21 protein-coding genes are annotated in these 22,636 nt (G+C 60.1%); 4 read left to right on the forward strand and 17 right to left on the reverse strand.

The genetic code is table 11. From position 1 onward, the window contains the following. Window positions 1-12 precede the first annotated feature (12 nt). Together AO240_RS01455 and AO240_RS01460 are read right to left on the reverse strand one after the other, a co-directional pair. Window positions 13-894, reverse strand: a complete 882-nt coding sequence (locus tag AO240_RS01455) for a hypothetical protein (RefSeq protein ID WP_099234884.1) — start codon at window positions 892-894, stop codon at window positions 13-15. Then, window positions 891-1,997, reverse strand: coding sequence for a GNAT family N-acetyltransferase (locus AO240_RS01460; RefSeq protein WP_099234995.1), 1,107 nt, complete (start codon window positions 1,995-1,997; stop codon window positions 891-893). The genes AO240_RS01455 and AO240_RS01460 overlap by 4 nt, the downstream gene beginning before the upstream one ends. A 165-nt stretch (window positions 1,998-2,162) precedes the next feature. On the opposite strand from AO240_RS01460, the gene AO240_RS01465 reads away from it, so the two are divergent. Then, window positions 2,163-4,517, forward strand: coding sequence for a penicillin acylase family protein (locus AO240_RS01465; protein WP_099234885.1), 2,355 nt, complete (start codon window positions 2,163-2,165; stop codon window positions 4,515-4,517). A 6-nt stretch (window positions 4,518-4,523) separates the two neighbouring features. Here AO240_RS01465 and AO240_RS01470 read toward each other — a convergent pair whose 3' ends face one another. Next, window positions 4,524-5,489, reverse strand: coding sequence for a GlxA family transcriptional regulator (locus tag AO240_RS01470; RefSeq protein ID WP_099234886.1), 966 nt, complete (start codon window positions 5,487-5,489; stop codon window positions 4,524-4,526). A gap of 242 nt (window positions 5,490-5,731) precedes the next feature. On the opposite strand from AO240_RS01470, the gene AO240_RS01480 reads away from it, so the two are divergent. Further along, window positions 5,732-6,373 (forward strand): HD domain-containing protein, encoded by a 642-nt coding sequence (locus tag AO240_RS01480; protein ID WP_058413723.1) that lies wholly within the window; start codon window positions 5,732-5,734, stop codon window positions 6,371-6,373. A 141-nt stretch (window positions 6,374-6,514) separates the two neighbouring features. Here the strand turns inward: AO240_RS01480 and AO240_RS01485 are convergent, their stop codons facing one another. From AO240_RS01485 to AO240_RS01520, 8 genes are all read right to left on the reverse strand, one after another. Beyond that, window positions 6,515-7,399, reverse strand: a complete 885-nt coding sequence (locus AO240_RS01485) for an ABC transporter permease subunit (protein WP_058413724.1) — start codon at window positions 7,397-7,399, stop codon at window positions 6,515-6,517. Further along, the gene (locus AO240_RS01490) at window positions 7,396-8,316 is read right to left on the reverse strand and encodes an ABC transporter permease subunit (protein ID WP_099234888.1); all 921 of its coding nucleotides are present in this window, start codon (window positions 8,314-8,316) and stop codon (window positions 7,396-7,398) included. Before AO240_RS01490 ends, AO240_RS01485 begins: the two co-directional genes overlap by 4 nt. Then, window positions 8,313-9,455: an ABC transporter ATP-binding protein gene (locus tag AO240_RS01495; protein WP_058413726.1), complete on the reverse strand. Its 1,143-nt coding sequence runs from the start codon at window positions 9,453-9,455 to the stop codon at window positions 8,313-8,315. Before AO240_RS01495 ends, AO240_RS01490 begins: the two co-directional genes overlap by 4 nt. Window positions 9,456-9,522: 67 nt before the next feature. Continuing rightward, window positions 9,523-10,617 carry a polyamine ABC transporter substrate-binding protein gene (locus AO240_RS01500; RefSeq protein WP_099234889.1) on the reverse strand — a complete coding sequence of 365 codons (1,095 nt, stop codon included), beginning with the start codon at window positions 10,615-10,617 and terminating at the stop codon, window positions 9,523-9,525. Between the two features lie 148 nt (window positions 10,618-10,765). Continuing rightward, the gene (locus tag AO240_RS01505) at window positions 10,766-11,860 is read right to left on the reverse strand and encodes a polyamine ABC transporter substrate-binding protein (RefSeq protein WP_099234996.1); all 1,095 of its coding nucleotides are present in this window, start codon (window positions 11,858-11,860) and stop codon (window positions 10,766-10,768) included. 158 nt (window positions 11,861-12,018) lie between these two features. Beyond that, entirely contained in the window at window positions 12,019-13,383 is a 1,365-nt protein-coding gene (locus tag AO240_RS01510) for an aspartate aminotransferase family protein (RefSeq protein WP_099234890.1), read from the reverse strand. Between the two features lie 58 nt (window positions 13,384-13,441). Continuing rightward, window positions 13,442-14,800 carry a glutamine synthetase family protein gene (locus tag AO240_RS01515; RefSeq protein ID WP_099234891.1) on the reverse strand — a complete coding sequence of 453 codons (1,359 nt, stop codon included), beginning with the start codon at window positions 14,798-14,800 and terminating at the stop codon, window positions 13,442-13,444. A 79-nt stretch (window positions 14,801-14,879) separates the two neighbouring features. Beyond that, complete coding sequence (locus AO240_RS01520; RefSeq protein WP_099234892.1) at window positions 14,880-15,119, reverse strand: hypothetical protein; 240 nt, start codon at window positions 15,117-15,119, stop codon at window positions 14,880-14,882. Between the two features lie 278 nt (window positions 15,120-15,397). Here AO240_RS01520 and AO240_RS01525 point away from each other — a divergent pair, with 278 nt between their 5' ends. Then, window positions 15,398-16,774, forward strand: a complete 1,377-nt coding sequence (locus tag AO240_RS01525) for a glutamine synthetase family protein (RefSeq protein ID WP_058413730.1) — start codon at window positions 15,398-15,400, stop codon at window positions 16,772-16,774. 150 nt (window positions 16,775-16,924) lie between these two features. Further along, window positions 16,925-17,554 (forward strand): TetR/AcrR family transcriptional regulator, encoded by a 630-nt coding sequence (locus tag AO240_RS01530; protein ID WP_099234893.1) that lies wholly within the window; start codon window positions 16,925-16,927, stop codon window positions 17,552-17,554. Between the two features lie 112 nt (window positions 17,555-17,666). Here AO240_RS01530 and AO240_RS01535 read toward each other — a convergent pair whose 3' ends face one another. The 6 genes from AO240_RS01535 to ssuE all read right to left on the reverse strand — a co-directional run bounded on the left by AO240_RS01535 (window position 17,667) and on the right by ssuE (window position 22,437). Then, a complete protein-coding gene (locus tag AO240_RS01535; RefSeq protein ID WP_003176783.1) occupies window positions 17,667-17,882 on the reverse strand; it encodes a molybdopterin-binding protein in 216 nt (71 codons plus the stop codon). Window positions 17,883-18,004: 122 nt separating this feature from the next. Beyond that, window positions 18,005-18,811, reverse strand: a complete 807-nt coding sequence (gene ssuB / locus AO240_RS01540; RefSeq protein WP_099234894.1) for an aliphatic sulfonates ABC transporter ATP-binding protein — start codon at window positions 18,809-18,811, stop codon at window positions 18,005-18,007. Next, the gene (ssuC, locus tag AO240_RS01545) at window positions 18,808-19,596 is read right to left on the reverse strand and encodes an aliphatic sulfonate ABC transporter permease SsuC (protein WP_058413733.1); all 789 of its coding nucleotides are present in this window, start codon (window positions 19,594-19,596) and stop codon (window positions 18,808-18,810) included. The genes ssuB and ssuC overlap by 4 nt, the downstream gene beginning before the upstream one ends. A 9-nt stretch (window positions 19,597-19,605) precedes the next feature. Then, on the reverse strand, window positions 19,606-20,754 hold the full coding sequence (ssuD, locus tag AO240_RS01550; RefSeq protein WP_099234895.1) for an FMNH2-dependent alkanesulfonate monooxygenase: 1,149 nt from the start codon (window positions 20,752-20,754) through the stop codon (window positions 19,606-19,608). A gap of 25 nt (window positions 20,755-20,779) precedes the next feature. Further along, window positions 20,780-21,748 (reverse strand): sulfonate ABC transporter substrate-binding protein, encoded by a 969-nt coding sequence (locus AO240_RS01555; protein WP_099234896.1) that lies wholly within the window; start codon window positions 21,746-21,748, stop codon window positions 20,780-20,782. Between the two features lie 95 nt (window positions 21,749-21,843). Further along, window positions 21,844-22,437, reverse strand: coding sequence for an NADPH-dependent FMN reductase (gene ssuE, locus AO240_RS01560; protein WP_099234897.1), 594 nt, complete (start codon window positions 22,435-22,437; stop codon window positions 21,844-21,846). Window positions 22,438-22,636: the final 199 nt, after the last annotated feature.

Below are 22,636 nucleotides of genomic sequence, written 5' to 3' on the forward strand. Positions count from 1 at the left end.
ACGGCAGGCCGCCTACCCGGCGGCCCAGCCTTGATGGATCTGGCTGACCAGCCGCGTGTTCAGCGCATTCTGTTGCTGTTGCCAGATCAGCACCTGGTCTGGCGGCAACGCGACTTGGCCGTCACTCGCACTCAGCCAACGCTTGAACGCGCTTTGATAGTGGTATTCGGACACATCACCGGTGATGTCCGCGCCGATGATCTTGCCCTCGCAGGCGCTGATCAGGTCGGTCAAATGCTGCTCCAGGAATTCACCCTGGTCCCAGTTGGTATTCACCACCTGCGGGCTCAGCACGTCTTTATCGATGGACAGGTAAACCGGCAGCGAACGATCAAACTGCGCCAAAAACGCGCCCATCAGCTCATCCGCATGGCTGAACGCGCGATTGCTGCGACCGGCGCCGACCCAGTTCATCCAGCGCGTGTCGACGTTGATGTTCCAGTAGGTGAGCTTGCGCTTGAGCAGCGGCGACCAGTGATTTTCCCACGCGTGGCCCAGACCAATATCCTGCGAGCCGATGCCCAGCACATGCACGTGTTCCACTTGCGGCAACCGGCTGGCCCAGTAGACCCACGAGCCGCAGTGGATACCAAACGGGTAGCGCATGTTGTCGGGGTGGTTGTCGCAAATGATCAGTTGGAATTTCTGCTGCGTGGGCAGGCGGTTCAACAACAGTTGGCTAAGGTGGTGATAGTCGCCGCTGCCGGTAAACACGCAGCCATGGTCGCGGGGCATTTGCACGAGCAGGGCGGCCTCCAGCTGCTTGAATTGCGCCCAACGGCAGCCGAAGCGGATCTTTTCCTGCCAGGCCTGCAACGGCAAGGTGAGCGCGCCAGGGATGCCACTGACGGCGCCATCGAAATCCAGAATCAGCGGCGTTAGCGCCTGGCTCATGCGGTGTGCTCCTGGTGCCATTGGGTATCGCTTTCAAAGTGGTGACGCAAACGCTTGCCGAGCTTGCGCAACAACGGGTTGCGCACCCAGACCAGATGGCGGGTAAAGGTAAAGTCGGCGCCGAGGCTGGCCTTGACCTGTGGGTCGGTCCAGCCCGCCACATAAAAACTCAGCCCGTTGGCCAGCGCGTACTCAAGGTTCACAAACCAACTGACGACGTACAGGTTGAATTCAAGCGCCAGCGGGTAATTCAGGCCGATGTACTTATCGAGCAACTTGTCGCCTTCGACGTAACACAGGTTGTAGCCGATCAATTGGTCGCAGTGCCAATAGCAGAACACGCGCCCGTTGCTGCCGGCGTCTCTGAGCAAGGCGCTGAAAAACTCAGCCGTCAGCAAGTCAAAATGGATCTCGCTCTGGTCGTACACCGCCTTGTACAGCGCATACAACTGCGCCAGCCACGCGTCATCGTTAAAGCGTGCATCGCCGGTGTTCAGGACTTCCACGCGCAGTGCCTCACGGCTGCGCAGTTTGCGTCGGATATTGCGGCGACGGCTGTGGGACAAGCGCGCCAGGTATTCGTCAATGCTGCCGAAGTTGATCGGCACATACGCCAGCGCCTGGCCTTGCACACTGATGAAACCGCGCCGGCTGCACTCATCGGTCAAGGCTTGCGCGTAGCGGTTGTCGGCGTCGCTGAGCAGCGGCGAGTTGCACGGCAGGTCTTTGATCACGGTGAGTTTGCGCTGCGGGGCGCACTCATCGTGCAGCCACTGCGCGAGCGCCTGCGGCGGCACACGTTCAGGGAACGGTGAGTATTCACTGACCGTGGTGCCCACAAAGCAGGTGTCGACACGCAGCCAGGCATGCCAAAACCGATACCCCGGCCAGCCGCGAACGCGCTTTACCAACGCGTCGTCGGCGGTTGTCAACAGGTCAAAGGACGTGAAGAAATACGGCAGGCCCTGGTCGGACAGCCGCGTGTCAAAGCCTAGCGGCGGATGCTGCAAAAAGTGTGCGATCAGCGAGTGCGCTTCCAGGCAGCACGCGTAGGCAGCCTCGGGCGGGCTGGGGTCTGGCATAGGTTGCAGGGCGCAAGTCATGGCAAAAAGCTCAAAGATGACCGGCGCGATAATAGCCTCTTCGGGGTGCAGCCCACTTGAACCTCGGCTGTCGGCGAGACGCATAGCGGGCTCGGCGGCTCCTCAGCACCCGCCAAACCCATTAGACTCAGCCGACCTCCAAGGTGATTGACTCAAGGACCGTCCATGAAACGCAGCCTGACCGTGTTCGCAATCCTGATTGCAGTCCTCATCGCCTGCGCCGGCGGGTATATCTACAGCAAGCAACCCACCCGCCAGGGCACGGTTAAACTGGCTAACCTGCAAGGCTCGGTCACGGTGCGCTACGACGAGCGTGGCGTGCCGCACATTCGCGCCGAGAACGAGGCCGACCTGTATCGCGCCCTGGGCTACGTGCATGCCCAGGACCGGCTGTTCCAGATGGAAATCATGCGCCGCCTGGCGCGTGGCGAGCTGGCCGAAGTGCTGGGGCCGAAGGTGCTGCAGACCGACAAGTTGTTTCGCAGCCTGCGCATTCGTGAGCGCGCCTTGAGTTACGTCGAACACATCGACCACGATTCGAACGCATGGAAGGCATTACAAGCCTACCTGGACGGCATCAACCAATATCAAGACAGCCACGCCAGCCCGATAGAGTTCGACGCATTGGGCATCACCAAGCGGCCATTTACCGCCGAGGACACCATCAGCGTCGCCGGGTACATGGCCTACAGCTTTGCCGCCGCGTTTCGTAGCGAACCGCTGCTGACTTACATGCGCGACCAGTTGGGCAGCGACTACCTGAAAGTCTTCGACCTCGACTGGCAAGCCAAAGGTGCGCTGAACCTGGCGGCCAACGACTGGAAAACCCTCGGTGCCCTCGCGTCCTTGAGCGAACAGGCGCTGGCCGACAACGGCTTGCCGCAGTTCGAGGGCAGCAACGCGTGGGCCATCAGCGGCAGCCGTACCAAGAGCGGCAAACCGTTGCTGGCGGGCGACCCGCATATCCGTTTTTCGGTGCCGTCTGTGTGGTACGAGGCCCAGCTATCGGCGCCGGGCTTTGAACTCTACGGCTATCACAACGCACTGGTGCCGGTCGCGTTCCTGGGGCACAACCTGGATTTCGGCTGGAGCCTGACCATGTTCCAGAACGATGACCTCGACCTGATCGCTGAAAAGGTCAACCCGGACAATCCCAGCCAGGTCAGGTACCACGACCAATGGGTCGACCTGACCAGCAGCGAGCAGCAAATTGCCGTCAAAGGTCAGGCGCCGGTGACACTGACCCTGCGCGGCTCGCCCCACGGCCCGATCATCAACGACGTGCTCGGCGAGAACGCGGGCAACACGCCGATCGCGATGTGGTGGGCGTTTCTCGACACCGAAAACCCGATCCTCGAAGGGTTTTACCAGCTCAACCGTGCCGACACCCTGGCCAAAGCACGTGCGGCGGCGGCCAAGGTCTCGGCGCCTGGCCTGAATATCGTGTGGGCAAATGCCAAGGGCGACATCGGCTGGTGGGCGGCGGCGCAGTTGCCGATCCGGCCCGCTGGGGTCAACCCCGGTTTTATCCTTGACGGCAGCACCGCTCAGGCCGACAAGCTGGGCTTTTACCCGTTCAGCGCCAACCCGCAGGAAGAAAACCCGGCGCGGGGTTATGTGGTGTCGGCCAACGCCCAGCCGGTCTCGCCCACCGGCATGGAAATACCCGGTTATTACAACCTCGCCGACCGTGGCCAGCAGTTGAATACGCAGTTGAGCGACAAGCGTGTGAAGTGGGACGTGAACAACAGCCAGGCCGTGCAACTGGGCACCACCACTGCCTATGGCCCGCGCTTGCTGGCACCGCTGTTGCCGGTGCTGCGCGAGGTGGTCAAGGACCCGGCGCAGTTGCAGTGGGTGGAACAATTGGCCGCCTGGAAAGGCGACTACCCACTGAACTCGACCAGCGCCACGTTGTTCAACCAGTTCTTGTTTAACCTCGCCGATGCGACCTTCCACCCCAAACTCGGTGATGGCATGTTCAAGACCTTGCTCAGCAGCCGCCTGATCGACGCTGCGTTGCCTCGCCTGGCTGCCTCGCCGGACTCGCCTTGGTGGGGCGGCGCGCGCGCCGACACCGTGAAGCGCGCGTGGGACAACAGCGTTGCGCACCTGACTGCGACCTTCGGCAGCGACCCGACTCAGTGGCAATGGGGCAAGGCGCACACCCTGACTCACGGCCACCCGTTGGGCATGCAAAAGCCGCTCGACCTCATCTTCAACGTCGGCCCGTTCCCCGCGCCCGGCACACACGAAGTGCCAAACAACCAGTCGGCCACCCTTGGCCCGGCGCCCTGGCCGGTGACTTACGGGCCATCAACCCGCCGCCTGATCGACTTCGCCGACCCGGCCCACGCCCTGACCATCAACCCGGTGGGCCAAAGCGGCGTGCCGTTTGATTCGCACTACGGCGACCAGGCGCAGACCTATATCGAAGGCGGCTACGAACAAGCGCACATCACCGATGAAGAAGTCACCGCCAACACGCGCGGCACGCTGAAGCTGTTGCCTGCGCGATAGCTGGCGCTACACCGGGGCCGCGAAGTTGAGCCGGAACTGTTGCGGCGTCACGCCGAGCCGGCGGTTGAACACGCTGCGCATGTGCTGGGCGTCGCGAAACCCGCATTGATAGGCCACGGTTTTCAGCGGTGCGGGGCTACTTTCGAGCATCACTCGCGCCGCGTCCACTCGCGCGCGCTCGACAAATTCCGCCGGGGTGATGCGTGCCTCACGGGCAAACACCCGGGAAAAATTACGCGCGCTCATATTCGCGGCCTTGGCCAGGTCGGCAATGCTCAAATCGCCGGTCAGGTTGGCCAACACGTACAACTGCACCCGCGCCACCGCCGAGGTGGTGTCGGCGTGGGGCGCAAGAAACGGGCTGAACTGCGACTGCCCGCCCGCACGCTGGGTGAACACCACCAAGCGCTTGGCCACGCTCAACGCCACTTCCGGGCCGTGGTCCTGCGCCACCAGGTACAGCGACAGGTCGATGCCCGCCGTGACCCCGGCCGATGTGTAAAGGTTGCCGTCCTGCACGTAGAGACGGTCGGCGTCGACCTGCGCCGCGGGGCACGCGCGCGCCAGCGCAGCCGCATCGTTCCAATGCGTGGTGACGGTTTTACCCTCCAGCAACCCTGCACGGGCCAGCATGAACGCGCCGTTGCAGATTGAACCGAAGCGCTGCGCCCGTGCGGTTGCGCCGCGTAGCCAGGCATCAAACGCCGCGCCGAAATCTTCGAAGGGCAACTGCGGGCCGCCAGCCACCAGCAACAGGTCATAGGCCTGCACGGCCTCGCTGTAATGCCGATGGGCTTGCAGCGACAAACCGTTGGAAGCCGCCATGCTGCCGTGGCCGAGGCCAATCACTTCTAACTGGTAATGGTCCTGCGGCGGCAAAAAGCGGTTGGCCTCGCAAAACACATCCATAGGCCCGGTCACGTCCAGCGCCTGCACGCCGGGGAAGATCAGGATGCCAACGGTTTTTTGCATGGGTAGACCTTTATGTCCGGGGCGAACGCAAAACCCTGTGGGAGCTGGCTTGCCTGCGATGCAAGCGACTCGGTCCATCAGGTATACCGAGGTGATGCTGGCGCAGGCAAGCCAGCGCGCACATTTGACCGAATACACCCTTGGCACGATGTGGCAGCACATTGGCCGGGATCGCACCCTCGCAGCGATGGCCGCGTTACGGGCGGGCGACCAGACTGGATGCTTTCCAGAGGAGCACGCCCATGAGCACCACCATCGCCGGCATCCAGATCCCGGACAGCGCTTTGGCCAAGGCCACCACCGAATACATCCGCGACGTCGAAACCGACTTGCTCTACCACCACTCCCGCCGCGTATTCCTGTTCGGCGCCTTGAGCGGTGAACGCCAGCAGTTGGCTTACAACCCGGAGTTGCTCTACGTCGGCGCGATGTTCCATGACCTCGGCCTGATCGAAGGCCATCGCAGTAACAACCAACGCTTTGAGGTGGACGGCGCCAACGCGGCGGCGGCGTTCCTCAAGCCTTACGGGCTGAGTGATGACGACATCGAGCAGGTATGGCTGGCCATTGCCTTGCACACCACGCCGGGCGTGCCGCAGCACCTGCGCCCAACCGTGGCGCTGGTGACCGCCGGTGTCGAGATGGACGTGCTGGGCATCGACTATGCGGCGTTTACCAGCGTGCAACGCGAGGCCGTGGTGCATGCGCACCCACGCGGTGAAGGGTTCAAGGAATGCATCATCTGCGCGTTTGCCGACGGCTTGCGCCATCGTCCGCAGACCACGTTTGGCAACGTGAAGACTGATGTGCTGGTGGATCAGGAGCCGGGGTTCAAGCCGATGAACTTTGTGGAAGTGATTCGCACATCGCCGTGGGCTGCCTAATCAACTTGAAATGCAACTAAATGTGGGAGCGGGCTTGCTCGCGAATGCGGAGTGTCAGTCACCAGATGTACTGACTGATCCACCGCTTTCGCGAGCAAGCCCGCTCCCACATTTTGATCCGGCTTCTTCAGGAGGGCCTGATTAGACCGGTGCGGGCGCCCGGCGCTTGTCCGGCTGTTTCCAGCCCTCCGCCGCCGCTTCTTCAATCGCTTGCTGGATGGCTTTCTTGCGGTGTTCTTCGGCACGACGGCTGAAGAACCACACCAGGAAAGTCACCAACGACACCGCCAACAGGATCAAGCTGGCCACCGCGTTGATCTCGGGCTTAACCCCAAGACGCACCGCCGAAAACACTTCCATCGGCAAGGTAGTCGAACCAGGGCCAGACACAAAGCTGGCCAGTACCAGGTCATCCAGCGACAGTGCGAACGACATCATGCCGCCCGCCGCCAACGACGGCGCGATCATCGGGATGGTGATCAAAAAGAACACCTTCCACGGCCGCGCGCCCAAGTCCATCGCCGCCTCTTCAATCGACAGGTCCAGCTCACGCAAGCGCGCCGACACCACCACCGCCACGTACGCCGCGCAGAACGTGGTGTGGGCGATCCAGATGGTGACAATGCCACGTTCCTGCGGCCAGCCGATCATCTGCGCCATGGCCACAAACAGCAGCAACAACGACAGGCCGGTGATCACTTCCGGCATCACCAACGGCGCCGTCACCAGGCCACCGAACAGCGTGCGTCCCTTGAACTGGCTGATGCGCGTGAGCACAAAGGCCGCCAACGTACCCAGCGCCACCGCCGCCACCGCCGTGTAGCAGGCGATTTCCAGCGAGCGCGCCACCGAGCCCATCAACTGAGTGTTGTCCAGCAGGCCCACGTACCACTTGATCGACCAACCGCCCCACACCGTCACCAGTTTGGATTCGTTGAACGAGTAGATCACCAGAATCAGCATCGGCAGGTAGATAAACAACAACCCCGCCACCAGCATGAAGCTTGAAAAACTGAAGCGCTTCATATCTTGCCCTCCAACTCTTTGGCTTGGCTGCGGTTGAACAGAATGATCGGCACGATCAGGATCGCCAGCATCACCACCGCCAACGCAGAGGCCACCGGCCAGTCACGGTTGTTGAAGAACTCTTGCCACAACACTTTACCGATCATCAAGGTTTCCGGGCCGCCGAGCAGTTCCGGGATCACGAACTCGCCCACCACCGGGATAAACACCAGCATGCAGCCGGCAATGATGCCGTTCTTGGACAGCGGCACGGTGATTTTCCAGAAGCTGTTGAAGGTGCTCGAACCGAGGTCCGACGCGGCTTCCAGCAGGCTCTGGTCATGTTTCACCAGGTTGGCGTAGAGCGGCAGGATCATGAACGGCAGGTACGAATACACCACGCCGATGTACACCGCGATGTTGGTGTTGAGGATCTGCAGCGGTTCGTTGATCAAGCCGATCGACATCAGGAAGCCGTTGAGCAAACCGTTGTTGCTGAGGATGCCCATCCACGCATACACGCGGATCAGGATCGCGGTCCAGGTCGGCATCATGATCAGCAGCACCAGCACGGTCTGCATCTCTTTGCGCGCGGTGGCAATTGCGTAGGCCATCGGGTAGCCGATCAGCAGGCACAGCAGCGTGCTGAAAAACGCCATTTTCAGCGAGCCCAGGTAGGCGGCGATGTACAGCTCGTCGCCCGCCAGCAAGCTGTAGTTCGCCAGGTTCAACACCACCTGCAGCTTTTGCTCAACGTAGGTGTAGATCTCGGTGTACGGCGGGATCGCCACGTCGGCTTCGGCAAAGCTGATTTTCAGTACGATGAAAAACGGCAGTGCAAAAAACAGAAACAGCCACAGGAACGGAATCCCGATGACCACCTGCTTTCCACTGGGCACGATGCGGTGCAAGCGCCGCTTGAGTTTTTTCATGTTCATGAGCGCAATACCACGCCGCTGTCGTCTTCCCACCACACGTACACCTGGTCACCCCAGGTAGGCCGTTGGCCACGGCGTTCGGCGTTGGCGACGAAGGACTGCACCAGCTTGCCGCTCGGCAGTTCCACGTAGAACACCGAGTGCCCGCCGAGGTAGGCGATGTCGTGCACCTTGCCGCTGGACCAGTTGTGTTCGCCGGTCGGCATTTGCGTGGTGACCAGCAATTTTTCCGGGCGGATGGCGTAGGTCACCGACTTGTCTTCCACCGAGGTGGCGATGCCGTAACCCACGTAGATGTCACGGTCGAGGTCCGCGCACTTGAGTACCGCGTGGCCTTCAGCGTCATCCACCACTTGGGTGTCGAAGATGTTCACGTTGCCGATGAACTCGCACACCAGGCGGCTGGTGGGCGTTTCGTAAATGTCGATGGGGCTGCCGATCTGCGCGATCCAGCCCAAGTGCATGATCGCAATGCGCTCGGCCATGGTCATGGCTTCTTCCTGGTCGTGGGTCACCATCACGCAGGTCACGCCGACGCGCTCGATAATCTCCACCAGTTCCAGCTGCATTTGCGAGCGCAGCTTTTTGTCGAGGGCGCCCATTGGCTCATCGAGCAGCAGCAGTTTCGGGCGTTTGGCCAACGAACGCGCCAGCGCCACACGCTGGCGCTGGCCACCGGACAACTGGTGCGGCTTGCGCTTGGCGTACTGGCTCATCTGCACCAGCTTGAGCATCTCGGCCACGCGCGCCTCGACTTCGGCCTTGGGGATCTTGTCCTGTTGCAGGCCAAACGCGATGTTCTGCGCCACGGTCATGTGCGGGAACAAGGCGTAGGACTGGAACATCATGTTGATCGGCCGCTCATAGGGCGGCATGTCGGTGATGTCCACACCGTCGAGGTAGATGCGACCTTCGGTTGGGCGCTCGAAGCCTGCGAGCATGCGCAGCAAGGTGGACTTGCCCGAGCCAGAGCCGCCGAGCAAGGCGAAAATCTCGCCTTTTTTGATTTCCAGGGACACATCGTCCACGGCAATCGTCTCGTCGAACTTCTTCGTGACCCGGTCGATTTTGACCAGCACCTTTTTCGGTGTCTGGTCGCCCTCGAGGGCTTTCTTATAGGCGCCGGAGGCAACTGCCATTTACGAAACTCCCAACAAAAAAGAGTGCGGTTCGCCCGAGGCGGGCGAACCCTGGATAATGTGAGCCTTACTTGCCCGTTTTTACCTTGGTCCAGCTACGGGTCATTAAGCGCTGCACTTTGGGCGGCAGCTCGACGTTGACGAACGTGCGATCAAGAACCGCCTGCGGTGGGTAAACCGCGGCGTCGGTGCGTATCGATTGCTCCATCAGTTTGTCCGCGCCGGGGTTAGGGTTGGCGTAACCGACGTAGTCACTGACCTGGGCGATCACCTCAGGTTGCAGCAGATAGTTGATAAAGGCGTGGGCCTCTTTGACGTTGGTGGCATCCTTGGGAATCGCCAGAACGTCAAACCACAGGTTGCCGCCCTCTTTCGGAATCGCGTAGGCGATGTTCACGCCCTTGCCTGCCTCGGCCGCACGTGCCTTGGCCTGGAACACATCACCGGAGAAACCGGCTGCCACGCAGATGTTGCCGTTGGCCAGGTCCGAGATGTATTTGGACGAATGGAAGTAGGTCACGTAGGGCCGCACTTTCAGCAGTTTTTCTTCGGCCTTTTTGTAATCGGCCGGGTTGGTGCTGTTGGGATCGAGGCCCATGTAGTTGAGCACCGCCGGCAGCATTTCATCCGCCGAGTCCATGAACGAGACGCCGCAGGTCGCCAGCTTCTTCATGTTTTCCGGTTCAAACAGGATCGCCCAGGAATCAATGTGGTCGACGCCGAGCACTTCCTTGACTTTATCGACGTTGTAACCAATGCCATTGGTGCCCCACAGATAAGGCACGGCGTACTGGTTGCCCGGGTCGTTGTTTTCCAGCCGCTTGAGCAGCGCCGGGTCGAGGTTGGCGTAGTGCGTCAGCAGTGACTTGTCGAGCTTCTGGAATGCCCCGGCCTTGATCTGTTTGCCGAGGAAGTGATTGGACGGCACCACCACGTCGTAACCGGTGCGACCGGCGAGCAACTTGCCTTCCAGGGTTTCGTTGGAATCAAACACGTCATACACGGGCTTGATGCCGCTGGCCTTTTCGAAGTTGGCCAAGGTGTCGGGGCCGATGTAGTCCGACCAGTTATAAATATGCACGGTCGGTGCAGCCTGCACGCTGGCAGCCAGCGTGATACCTGCAGCCACCAGCACGGCGTTGCGAAATAAAGAAATTGGCACGTGGAGGTCCTCTTAAATAGTTGGGCCTGAAGTTGTTGCCCGGCAACAAAACCGGCGCGCAACTTACCCTCGATAAACCGATCCGGCAAAGCGTTATGTCATTTAATGTGTGGGAGCGCCGGTTAGACGCTCCCACAGGTACAAAGGCTTATTTGCCCGATTTGATTTTGGTCCAGCTGCGTGTCATTTCACGCTGGGTCGCAGCCGGCAAGTCGGCAATCGCGTAGAGCTTGGCTTGCACATCGGCTGGCGGGTAGATGCCCGGGTCGCTGGTGATGTCTTTGTCGACCAAGGCGGTGGCTTTCTCGTTACCGTTCGGGAAGCGCACGCTGTTGGTGATCGCAGCCATAACCTTGGGTTCGAGCAGGTAGTTCATGAACTTGTAGGCGGCGTCGAGGTTTTCGGCATCTTTAGGGATGGCGACCATGTCGTAGAAGCTGCCTGCGCCTTCTTTCGGAATGTCGTAGGCAACCTTGACCTTGCCACCGGCTTCAGCCGCGCGGGATTTGGCCTGCTGGATGTCACCCGAGTAGCCCACGGCCACGCAGATGTTGCCGTTGGCCAGGTCCGAGATGTACTTGGACGAGTGGAAGTAGCCGATCGACGGGCGAATCTTCAGGAACAGCGCTTCGGCTTGCTTGAGGTCGTCTTTCTTCTGGCTGTCGGTTGGCAGGCCCAGGTAGTGCAGCGCGATCGGCAACATTTCGGTTGGCGAATCGAGGAAGCTCACGCCGCAGCTTTTCAGCTTGGCGATGTTTTCCGGCTTGAACAGCACGTCCCAGGAATCGATCTTGTCGACGCCCAGCGCGGCCTTGACCTTCTCCGGGTTGTAGCCAATGCCGATGGAGCCCCACATATACGGGAAGGCATGCTTGTTGTCCGGGTCGCTGATCGACACGGCTTTAAGCAGCGATTTGTTCAGGTTGTCGTAGTTGGCCAGCTTGGACTTGTCCAGCTCCTGGTAAACACCGGCCTTGATCTGCTTGGCGAGGAAGTTGTTCGACGGCACGACGATGTCGTAACCGGACTTGCCTGCCAGCAACTTGGCTTCCAGGGTTTCGTTGCTGTCGAACACGTCATACACCACTTTAATGCCTGACTCTTTTTCAAAGTTGGCGATGGTGTCCGGTGCGATGTAGTCGGACCAGTTGTAGACGTGCAGCACTTTATCGTCTGCCTGGGCCGCGCCCGCCATTGCGCCCATCAGGGACAAGGCGAGGAGGGTCTTGCCAGCGTTCTTCAAACCTAATGCCTTCATTTGGTGATGCTCCAATTTTTCTTTTTTGGGCCACAAGCTTTGTTGGGTTTCGTCGCGCGCAACGGCGATACAACGGGCGACAGTCTGGCAAGTTCAGGGGCTGGCTTTCAAGCGGTTCAGCCGCTGCGCACTGAGCCTAGCACCTAGCCCTGCAATGCCGCCAAAGTCAGGTCCAGGCACTGGCGAGCCTTGCTCACCAACTCGTCAATTTCAGCCTTGCTGATCACCAGCGGCGGCGAAATGATCATGGTGTCGCCCACGGCGCGCATGATCAGGCCATTCTCGAAGCAGAAGGTTCGGCAAATCATGCCTGCGCCACGGCCTTCGTAACGCTTGCGCGTGGCTTTGTCCTGCACCAGCTCAATCGCACCGAGCATGCCCACACCGCGTACTTCACCCACCAACGGGTGATCAGCCAGCTCCCTCAGACGTTTCTGCAAATAAGGTGCCGTTTCGTCGTGAACCCGCTTAACGATGTGTTCATCGCGGATGATGCGGATATTTTCCAGCGCTACCGCCGCCGCCACCGGGTGACCGGAGTAGGTGAAGCCGTGGTTGAAATCACCGCCTTCGTTGAGCACCGCAACCACATCGTCGTGCACGATCAGGCCGCCCATCGGGATGTAACCCGAGGTCAGGCCCTTGGCGATGGTCATCATGTGCGGCGCAAGGCCATAGAAGTCGCTGCCAAACCACTCGCCGGTGCGGCCGAAACCGCAAATGACTTCGTCGGCGACAAACAGGATGTCGTACTTGGCGAGGATCTCCTGGATGCGCGGCCAGTAGCTGTCGGGCGGCACAATCACACCACCGGCGCCCTGGATTGGCTCGGCGATAAACGCAGCAACGTTGTCTACGCCGAGCTGCAGAATCTTTTCTTCAAGCTGGTTGGCCGCCCACACCCCGAATTCCTCGGCGCTCATCTCGCCGCCTTCGCCGAACCAGTACGGCTGCGCGATATGCACGATGCCCGGAATCGGCAAGTCGCCCTGTTCGTGCATATAGGTCATGCCGCCCAGGCTGGCGCCGGCCACCGTGGAGCCGTGGTAGCCATTCTTGCGGCTGATGATGGTTTTTTTGTTCGGTTGGCCTTTGATCGCCCAATAGTGGCGGACCATGCGCAACATGGTGTCGTTGCCTTCGGAGCCGGAACCGGTGAAGAACACGTGGTTCATGCCGGCCGGTGCGATCTCGGAAATGACCTTGGCCAATTCCAGCACGGGCGGGTGAGCGGTCTGGAAGAACAAGTTGTAATACGGCAGTTCTTTCATCTGTTTGGCGGCGGCATCCGCCAGTTCATCGCGACCGTAACCAATCGCCACGCACCACAGGCCAGCCATGCCATCGAGGATCTTGTTGCCTTCGCTGTCCCACAGGTAAACGCCGCGGGCTTTGGTGATAATCCGTGGGCCCTTCTCTTTCAATTGCTTGAAATCGCTGAACGGCGCCAAGTGGTGATCATTGCTCAAGGCTTGCCATTCACGGGTTTGCGGGTTGTTGCTGGACATACCAATCTCCTGAACTGTTCAGTGAAGGGCGCGCTGTTCCCACAGCGCGCCCGGCGCATCAGACGGCAAAGAGCAGGAATTCCCGCTCCCACGAACTGATCACGCGCTTGAAGTTTTCATGCTCGGCCCGCTTGACCGCGACATAACCTGTGATGAATTTTTTACCCAGGTATTTCTCGATGGTCTTGCTGTTTTCCATGCGTTCCAGCGCGTCTTCGATGGTCAACGGCAAGCGCAGGTTGCGCCGCTCGTAACCACGCCCCACCACCGGCGCGCTCGGGTTATGGCCTTCGACCATGCCGATGTAGCCACACAACAAGCTGGCGGCAATCGCCAGGTACGGGTTGGCGTCGGCGCCCGGCAAGCGGTTTTCCACGCGACGGTTTTGCGGGCCGGCATCCGGCACGCGCAAGCCGACGGTGCGGTTTTCTTCGCCCCACTCCACGTTGACCGGCGCCGAAGTGTCGGGCAGGAAGCGGCGGAACGAGTTCACGTTGGGCGCAAACAGCGGCAGCAGTTCAGGGATGAATTTTTGCAGGCCGCCGATGTGGTTCAGGAACAGCTGGCTCATGCTCCCGTCTTCATTGGAGAACACGTTTTTGCCGGTGGCGATGTCGATGATGCTCTGGTGCAAATGCATCGCGCTGCCGGGCTCGCCGGTCATCGGCTTGGCCATGAAGGTGGCGGCCACGTTGTGCTTGAGCGCGGCCTCACGCATGGTGCGCTTGAACACCAGAATCTGGTCGGCCAGTGACAGCGCATCGCCGTGACGGAAGTTGATTTCCATCTGCGCCGTGCCGTCCTCGTGGATCAACGTGTCGAGGTCCAGCTCTTGCAGCTCGCACCAGTCGTAGACGTCTTCGAACAACGGGTCGAATTCGTTGGCGGCTTCTATAGAGAAGGACTGGCGACCGGTTTCCGGGCGCCCGGAACGGCCAATCGGCGGCTGTAGCGGGAAGTCGGGGTCTTCGCAGCGTTTGGTCAGGTAGAACTCCATCTCCGGCGCCACGATGGGCTGCCAGCCTTTGTCGGAGTACAGCTTGAGGACCTTCTTGAGCACGTTACGCGGCGACAACTCGATCGGGTTGCCTTGCTTGTCGTAGGTGTCGTGGATCACTTGGGCGGTCGGCTCGATGGCCCAAGGCACCAGGAACACGGCGTTCTGGTCGGGGCGGCAGATCATGTCGATGTCGGCCGGGTCGAGCAATTCGTAATAGATGTCGTCTTCGACGTAATCGCCGGTAACCGTCTGCAACAGAACACTCTCGGGCAAGCGCATGCCTTTTTCGGCGATGAACTTGTTGGTCGGCGAGATCTTGCCCCGGGTGATGCCGGTCAAGTCGCCAATCATGCATTCGACTTCTGTGATCTTGTGGTCTTTCAACCAATCGGTGAGCTGGTCGAGGTTGTTACTCATAAATGCCTCTGGGCTGGGTTTCCTGGCATCCATTAAAGGCCAGGCGTTGGTTGACGCAGCATCCGCGTCGTTTTTTCGTTCAGGGTAGGAGCTTACCTGCCATTTGCTGCAACGTTGCATTCCTCACGCCAAAGTCGTGCGCAATCTTGAGCGGCAGCGCGGATGGCAGCCGGTCAGTGGCAGTCGAAATGGCAAACAGGGGAGCGACGGGGCCGTCAAGAATATTGGCCGGTGCGTGGGCATTCACGCGGGGAAAACGGACTGCTGACAAGGCCTGGCGAAAGCAGGCCGAGACGCCAAGTGGCGGCAGGCGAGACATGAAGCACCCCGGTATTATTGCTGTTATGGGTTTGAATCGAGCTTAGCCTTGTTCATTTTTTTACACAACACCCCCGTAAAAAATACAACACGGCCCGCTCAAGCCTGCGAATCCTGAGCCCCCCAAACCTAAAAAATCGCCCCAAAAAGCCCCAAAAAAGGCTTCTCGGTGCTTTTTTAGGGCAAAAAAGCCCTCGCTTGACTTCGGCATGCCGTTCGGGTTGACTGAAACCAGAAAAGATCAATGATTGATATTTTTAACAACAAAGGTGTTGCATCATGTCGGTACCCCCGCGTGCCGTTCAGCTTAATGAAGCGAACGCGTTCCTTAAGGATCATCCTGAGGTTCTGTACGTAGACCTTCTAATTGCGGATATGAATGGTGTGGTGCGCGGCAAGCGCATCGAACGCACCAGCCTCCACAAGGTTTACGAGAAGGGCATTAACCTGCCTGCCTCTCTATTTGCCCTGGATATCAACGGCTCGACGGTGGAAAGCACCGGCCTGGGTCTGGACATCGGTGATGCTGACCGAATCTGTTATCCGATCCCCGACACCCTGTGCAATGAACCCTGGCAAAAGCGCCCTACCGCGCAATTGCTGATGACCATGCACGAACTTGAAGGTACGCCTTTCTTCGCCGACCCTCGCGAAGTGCTGCGCCAAGTCGTCAGCAAATTTGACGACCTCGGCCTGACTATCTGCGCCGCCTTCGAGCTTGAGTTCTACCTGATCGACCAGGAGAACGTGAACGGCCGCCCGCAACCGCCGCGCTCGCCGATATCCGGCAAACGCCCGCACTCGACACAGGTCTACCTGATCGACGACCTCGACGAATACGTCGATTGCCTCCAGGACATTCTGGAAGGCGCCAAAGAGCAAGGTATTCCGGCTGACGCCATCGTCAAGGAAAGTGCCCCGGCGCAGTTCGAAGTGAACCTGCACCACGTGGCCGACCCGATCAAGGCCTGCGACTATGCGGTACTGCTCAAGCGCCTGATCAAGAACATCGCCTACGACCATGAGATGGACACCACCTTCATGGCCAAGCCTTACCCAGGCCAGGCAGGCAACGGTTTGCACGTGCACATTTCGATCCTGGACAAAGACGGCAAGAACATCTTTGCCAGCGAGGATCCCGAGCAGAACGCCGCATTGCGTCACGCGATCGGCGGTGTGCTCGAGACCCTGCCCGCCCAAATGGCGTTCTTGTGCCCTAACGTCAACTCCTACCGTCGTTTCGGCGCACAGTTCTACGTGCCGAACTCGCCGTGCTGGGGCCTGGACAACCGCACCGTGGCGATTCGCGTACCGACCGGCTCGGCTGATGCGGTGCGTATCGAGCACCGCGTGGCCGGCGCCGACGCCAACCCTTACTTGCTGATGGCTTCGGTGCTGGCGGGCGTGCATCACGGCCTGACCAACAAGATCGAACCGGGCGCGCCGGTGGCAGGCAACAGCTACGAGCAGAACGAGCAAAGCCTGCCGAACAACCTGCGTGATGCCTTGCGTGAGTTGGACGATAGCGAAGTGATGGCCAAGTACATCGATCCCAAGTACATCGACATCTTCGTGGCCTGTAAGGAAAGTGAGCTGGAGGAGTTCGAACACTCCATCTCCGACCTTGAGTACAACTGGTATCTGCATACCGTGTAAACGCTTGTTGTGGTAACCCTGTGGCGAGCAAGCCCGCTCGCCACAAGGGGCCTGCACCACCATTAACCCGCCAGCAATAACAACCTTCCCCACCCTCTCTACATGTCTGGATCTCTGCGTACAATGCGCTCTGCCTTGTAGGAGACTTCCATGACAACCCGCCCCGCCGCCCTTCGCAAACCCCGCGCCCGCAGCCAGGCGCGAATCGACGCGATCCTCGACGCCGCCCGCACGTTGCTGGCGACCGAAGGCGTGGCCGGTTTGTCGATCTACAGCGTGGCCGAGCGGGCACAGATTCCACCGTCGTCGGTTTATCACTTCTTCGCCAGTGTGCCGGCGTTGCTGGAAGCGTTGACGGCGGATGTGCACGGCGCTTTCCGCGCGGCCATTCAGGCGCCTATCGACCACGACTCACTCAAGCACTGGCGCGATCTGTCCTACATCGTCGAGCAACGGATGCTGACTATCTACAGCAACGATGCGGCTGCACGGCAGTTGATCCTGGCGCAGCACGGTCTCACCGAAGTGACTCAGGCGGACCGTCAGCATGATTTGGAGTTGGGAGACTTGATGGTTGACGTGTTCAATCGTCACTTCGAAGTGCCGACTTTGCCCACCGATGTCGACGTGTTTGCATTGGCGCTGGAGTTGAGCGACCGGGTGTATGCACGCTCGGTGCATCAGCACGGGCAGATTACGCCGCGCATGGCCGAGGAAGGCATGCGGGTGTTTGATGCGTATGTGGGGCTTTATTTGCCGGCTTATTTGCCTAAGCGTTAGGTTTTGTGTTGGCTGCTGGCCTCATCGGGAGCAAGCCCCCTCCCACATTGACTGCATTCACCTATCAAAATGTGGAAGGGGTTTGCGGCCTCAAGGCCGCCGCCCATTTCGATCACAACTTGGCGATCGACACCTCGGTGGATTTCACGAAGGCAATCACTTCGCTGCCAATCACCAGCTCCAGCTCTTTGACCGAACGAGTGGTGATCACCGACGTCACGATGCCGGACGCGGTCTGCACGTCGATTTCCGACAGCACGTCGCCTACGACGATCTCCTTGATGGTGCCTTTGAACTGGTTACGCACGTTGATGGCTTTAATAGTCATACGATTTCTCCTCGGGTCGAAATAGCTGCAAGTTATTAGCTGCAAGTTATTAGCTGCAAGTTATTAGCTACAAGCTACAAGCTACAAGCTTGAAGCTTGAAGCTTGCCGCTTGCCCCTGCTTTTATTGAGCCCAACGCAATTGCGTAGGCAACGGTGAAACAGGTTCAGGGTCCGGCGGCGAGCCTGGCAACGACAGCACACGGTTAAGCACTTCGGCTTCCAGCGCGGCCAGGCGATGCGAGCCTCGGGCGCGTGGCCGCGGCAGGTCGACGAGCAAGTCCAGGCCGATTTCGCCGTCTTCGATCAAAATCACTCGGTCGGCAATCGCCACGGCTTCACTGACGTCGTGGGTCACCAGCAACACGGTGAAACCATGCTTCTGCCAGAGGTTTTCGATCAGTTGTTGCATCTCGATGCGGGTCAGGGCGTCCAGCGCACCCAGCGGCTCGTCGAGCAGCAGCAAGCGCGGCTGGTGAATCAACGCGCGCGCCAAGGCCACACGCTGCTTCTGGCCACCGGACAAGGCCGCCGGCCACTCATTGGCACGCTCGGCCAAGCCGACCGCTTCCAGCGCCTCCAGCGCCCTGGGGCGCCAGTTGCCATGGAGGCCGAGGCCGACGTTGTCGATGATCTTTTTCCACGGCAGCAAGCGCGCTTCCTGGAACATCAACCGCGTGTCTTCAATCGCGTCGCTCAGCGGCGCGGAACCGGCCAGCAGCTCACCGCCACTGGCTTTGTCCAAACCGGCCAGCAGGCGCAGCAAGGTACTTTTGCCGCAGCCGCTGCGACCGACCACGGCCACGAACTGGCCTGCCGGAATGTGCAGGTCGATGTCCTTGAGTACTTCGCGTGCACCAAAGGCCTTGCGCAGTTTGCGCACCGCCAGCGGGATGCCTTTGCGCAGGCGCGGGAGTTGTTGAGCTGTCATGCCGCACCGCCTTTATTCACTTGATACGCTGGGTGCCAGCGCAGCCATACACGCTCCAGGCCGCGCGCGGCGAGGTCGGCCAACTTGCCGAGAATCGCGTACATCACGATGGCGAGTACCACCACGTCGGTTTGCAGAAATTCGCGCGCGTTCATTGCCAGGTAACCGATGCCGGAGCTGGCCGAGATGGTTTCCGCCACGATCAACGTCAGCCACATAAAGCCCAACGCGAAGCGCACGCCCACCAGAATCGAAGGCAATGCGCCCGGCAAAATCACCTGACGAAACAGGCTGAAGCCGGACAAACCATAACTGCGCGACATCTCCACCAACGCCGGGTCGACGTTGCGAATGCCGTGGTAAGTGTTCAGGTAAATCGGGAACAGCGTGCCGAGCGCGACCAGGAAAATTTTCGCGGTTTCGTCAATGCCGAACCACAAGATCACCAGCGGAATCAGCGCCAGGTGCGGCACGTTGCGGATCATCTGCACCGAGCTGTCCAGCAAGCGCTCGCCCCATTTCGACAAGCCGGTGATAAAACCCAAGGCCAGGCCGATGCTGCCACCGATCACAAAACCCAGACCCGCACGCCAGCCGCTGATGGCCAAGTGGGTCCAGATTTCGCCCGTGCGCACCAAGTTGACGCCGGCTTCAATCACCGCACTCGGCGCTGGCAAAATACGCGTCGACAACCAACCCGCCGACACCGACAACTGCCACACCGCCAGCAATAAAACCGGTAGCACCCAAGGGGCTACGCGATGGCTTAATTTTTCAAAATTCATAACGCCGCCTCAGCTCTGTGACGCAGCTTTAGGAAGAATGTCGTTGGCGACCATTTCGCCAAACGGGCTCACGTAGCCGGCACCTTTAGGCAGCTCGGGACGTTCGATGTCCAAGTGCGGGAACAACAGTTCAGCGACCCGATACGACTCTTCCAGGTGTGGGTAACCGGAGAAGATAAACGTGTCGATGCCCAAGTCGGCGTATTCCTTGACGCGTGCAGCCACAGTAGGGCCATCGCCCACCAGCGCCGTACCCGCACCGCCGCGTACCAGGCCGACGCCGGCCCACAGGTTGGGGCTGACTTCGAGGTTGTCGCGGTTACCGCCGTGCAAGGCGGCCATGCGTTGCTGGCCAACCGAGTCGAAGCGTGCCAGCGAGGCCTGCGCGCGCGCGATGGTCTCGTCGTCGACGTGAGAGATCAGTTTGTCGGCGGCCTGCCAGGCTTCTTCGTTGGTCTCGCGCACGATCACATGCAGGCGAATACCAAAGCGCAGCGTGCGCCCGAGCTTTTCGGCCTTGGCGCGTACCTGGGCGATTTTTTCAGCGACTGCAGCCGGTGGCTCGCCCCACGTCAGCACCATTTCGACTTGCTCGGCTGCCAGGTCCTGGGCCGCTTCCGAGGAGCCGCCGAAGTACAGCGGCGGGCGCGGTTGCTGGATCGGCGGGTAGAGCAATTTGGCGCCTTTGACGCTGATGTGCTCGCCGTCGTAGTCCACGGTTTCGCCCTCCAGCACGCGCCGCCAGATGCGTGTGAATTCTACCGAGGCCTGGTAGCGCTCTTCGTGGCTGAGGAACAAACCGTCGCCCGCCAATTCGTCGGGATCACCGCCGGTCACCAGGTTGAACAACGCGCGGCCGCCGGACAGGCGGTCCAGAGTCGCGGCCTGACGCGCAGCCACCGTCGGGGAAATGATCCCGGGGCGCAGTGCCACAAGAAACTTCAGACGCTGGGTCACCGGGATCAGCGAGGCGGCCACCAGCCACGAATCTTCACAGGAGCGACCGGTGGGGATCAGCACCCCGCCGAAACCCAGACGGTCAGCGGCCTGCGCCACCTGCTGCAAATAACCATGATCGACGGCGCGAGCGCCTTCGGCGGTGCCAAGGTAATGGCCGTCGCCGTGGGTAGGCAGGAACCAGAAAATATTGAGGCTCATGGAGTTGTCTCCTGAAGAAATCGAGTTACGGCGCTTTGGCAACGGCGGCGGGTGGCGTCCAGATCACGTCCTTGATGTTCAAGGGTTTGGGGATCAATTTGAGTTGGTAGAAGCTGTCGGCGATTTTCTGCTGGGCGGCGACTACTTCCGGGGTCAGGAACAACGCGCCGTAGCCTTGGCGTTTCACCGAGGTCAGGGTGATGTCAGCCGGCAGGCCAAGCAGCGGTGCGACTTGTTCGGTGACTTGTTCCGGGTGGGCCTTGGACCATTCGCCCACGGCGCGCACTTCTTCCACCAATGCCTTGATCACTTCAGGGTGTTGTTCGGCGTAGGGCTTGGTGGCCAGGTAGAACTGATGGTTGTCGGCGATGCCGGTGCCGTCACGCAGGGTGCGCGCTTGCAGTTGTTTCTCGGCGGCGGCCTGGTACGGGTCCCAAATCACCCAGGCGTCGACGCTGCCACGCTCGAACGCGGCGCGGGCATCGGCGGGCGGCAGGAACACGGTCTGCACGTCGGTGTATTTGAGGCCGGCGTCTTCCAGTGCACGCACCAACAGGTAATGCACATTGGAGCCTTTGTTGAGCACGACTTTCTTGCCCTTAAGCTCTGCCACGGATTTGATTGGCGAGTCTTTCGGCACCAGGATCGCTTCGCTGGTCGGCGCCGGTGGCTCGTAGGCGACATACAGCAAATCTGCCCCGGCGGCTTGGGCGAAAACCGGCGGGGTTTCGCCGGTGACGCCGAAGTCGATGGAGCCGACGTTCAGGCCTTCGAGCAACTGCGGGCCACCGGGGAACTCGGTCCACTGCACTTGCACGCCCTGAGCCGCGAGGCGTTTTTCGAGCGTGCCTTTGGCCTTGAGCAACACCAGCGTGCCGTATTTCTGATAACCGATCCGCAAGGTATCGGCGGCCTGGGCTTGAAGAATGGCGCCGAAGGACACAGCCGCAGCAAACAGTGCGACCAGACCACGACGCAAGATGACAGTGCGCATGGCGCTCTCTCCACAAAGTGCGATTAGGGGGTTGGCTGCACCTGCTTGGCCGTTGGCGGCTGAGTAAGGTGAGTACTACAAAAATCCGGTGAGGCTTAAATGCTCCAGCGAGCACTCAACAAACGTTCATTCAACACATTCGGATCAAGCGGTTTCGGGCGACGCGCCATCGCGCTGTAAAACGTCTCCAGCGCCTCGTGTAAACGCTGTTCAAGCACCGGCACCAATTGCGCCTGGGCACTGCCTTCGGCGTAGGCGATTTGGCTGTCTTCGGCAAAAATGCCGTGAAGCAATTCCTGCGCTTTAAGCGCCGACAACACGGGCTTCAAGGCGTAGTCGACCGCCAGCATGTGGGCGATGCTGCCGCCCGTTGCTATCGGCAATACGATTTTGTGCGCCAGTGCGCGTTCGGGCAGCAGGTCGAGCACGGTTTTCAACGCACCGGAAAACGACGCTTTGTACACCGGCGTGGCGATGACCAGGCCGTCGGCATTGGCCACCTGCTGCAACAGGTCGATGACGTTGGGGCTATCGAAGCGGGCATGCAGCAAGTCTTCGGCAGGGAAGTCGCGTATCTGATAACTGACGACTTCCACGCCTTTGGCTTGCAGCCACTGACGGGATTTTTCCAGCAAGACCCCGGAGCGCGAACGCTGGCTGGGACTGCCTCCAAGTGTTACGACCAGCATGTAGGAAATTCCTTGAGCAAGTGTCAGCGGTTCGCTGTGTGGCGATGTCGCCAAGATGGGACAGACCTTATCAGTAGATTTATATATCTATAAATCTCATTTTTTCATTTGTTTATTCTCTAAATGCATATGCGATTCAAAAATCTGCAGCCGAAAAAAAGGCCGTCGAAACGGCCTGAAAACCCCTGCTATGTGTGCT

Origin of the sequence: Pseudomonas sp. ICMP 460 (genome assembly GCF_002723595.1) — a bacterium.
GTDB lineage: Bacteria > Pseudomonadota > Gammaproteobacteria > Pseudomonadales > Pseudomonadaceae > Aquipseudomonas > Aquipseudomonas kitaguniensis.

Excerpts from the sequence above, each read along its gene's own strand:
- AO240_RS01495 (WP_058413726.1), bottom strand. The coding sequence starts at position 9,455 with ATGGCAGTTGCCTCCGGCGCCTATAAGAAAGCCCTCGAGGGCGACCAG.
- AO240_RS01480 (WP_058413723.1), top strand. The coding sequence starts at position 5,732 with ATGAGCACCACCATCGCCGGCATCCAGATCCCGGACAGCGCTTTGGCC.
- AO240_RS01465 (WP_099234885.1), top strand. The coding sequence starts at position 2,163 with ATGAAACGCAGCCTGACCGTGTTCGCAATCCTGATTGCAGTCCTCATC.
- AO240_RS01535 (WP_003176783.1), bottom strand. The coding sequence starts at position 17,882 with ATGACTATTAAAGCCATCAACGTGCGTAACCAGTTCAAAGGCACCATC.
- AO240_RS01470 (WP_099234886.1), bottom strand. The coding sequence starts at position 5,489 with ATGCAAAAAACCGTTGGCATCCTGATCTTCCCCGGCGTGCAGGCGCTG.
- AO240_RS01510 (WP_099234890.1), bottom strand. The coding sequence starts at position 13,383 with ATGTCCAGCAACAACCCGCAAACCCGTGAATGGCAAGCCTTGAGCAAT.
- AO240_RS01460 (WP_099234995.1), bottom strand. The coding sequence starts at position 1,997 with ATGACTTGCGCCCTGCAACCTATGCCAGACCCCAGCCCGCCCGAGGCT.
- AO240_RS01455 (WP_099234884.1), bottom strand. The coding sequence starts at position 894 with ATGAGCCAGGCGCTAACGCCGCTGATTCTGGATTTCGATGGCGCCGTC.
- ssuE (WP_099234897.1), bottom strand. The coding sequence starts at position 22,437 with ATGCTGGTCGTAACACTTGGAGGCAGTCCCAGCCAGCGTTCGCGCTCC.
- AO240_RS01515 (WP_099234891.1), bottom strand. The coding sequence starts at position 14,800 with ATGAGTAACAACCTCGACCAGCTCACCGATTGGTTGAAAGACCACAAG.
- AO240_RS01490 (WP_099234888.1), bottom strand. The coding sequence starts at position 8,316 with ATGAACATGAAAAAACTCAAGCGGCGCTTGCACCGCATCGTGCCCAGT.
- ssuC (WP_058413733.1), bottom strand. The coding sequence starts at position 19,596 with ATGAATTTTGAAAAATTAAGCCATCGCGTAGCCCCTTGGGTGCTACCG.
- AO240_RS01555 (WP_099234896.1), bottom strand. The coding sequence starts at position 21,748 with ATGCGCACTGTCATCTTGCGTCGTGGTCTGGTCGCACTGTTTGCTGCG.
- ssuD (WP_099234895.1), bottom strand. The coding sequence starts at position 20,754 with ATGAGCCTCAATATTTTCTGGTTCCTGCCTACCCACGGCGACGGCCAT.
- ssuB (WP_099234894.1), bottom strand. The coding sequence starts at position 18,811 with ATGACAGCTCAACAACTCCCGCGCCTGCGCAAAGGCATCCCGCTGGCG.
- AO240_RS01530 (WP_099234893.1), top strand. The coding sequence starts at position 16,925 with ATGACAACCCGCCCCGCCGCCCTTCGCAAACCCCGCGCCCGCAGCCAG.
- AO240_RS01520 (WP_099234892.1), bottom strand. The coding sequence starts at position 15,119 with ATGTCTCGCCTGCCGCCACTTGGCGTCTCGGCCTGCTTTCGCCAGGCC.
- AO240_RS01485 (WP_058413724.1), bottom strand. The coding sequence starts at position 7,399 with ATGAAGCGCTTCAGTTTTTCAAGCTTCATGCTGGTGGCGGGGTTGTTG.
- AO240_RS01525 (WP_058413730.1), top strand. The coding sequence starts at position 15,398 with ATGTCGGTACCCCCGCGTGCCGTTCAGCTTAATGAAGCGAACGCGTTC.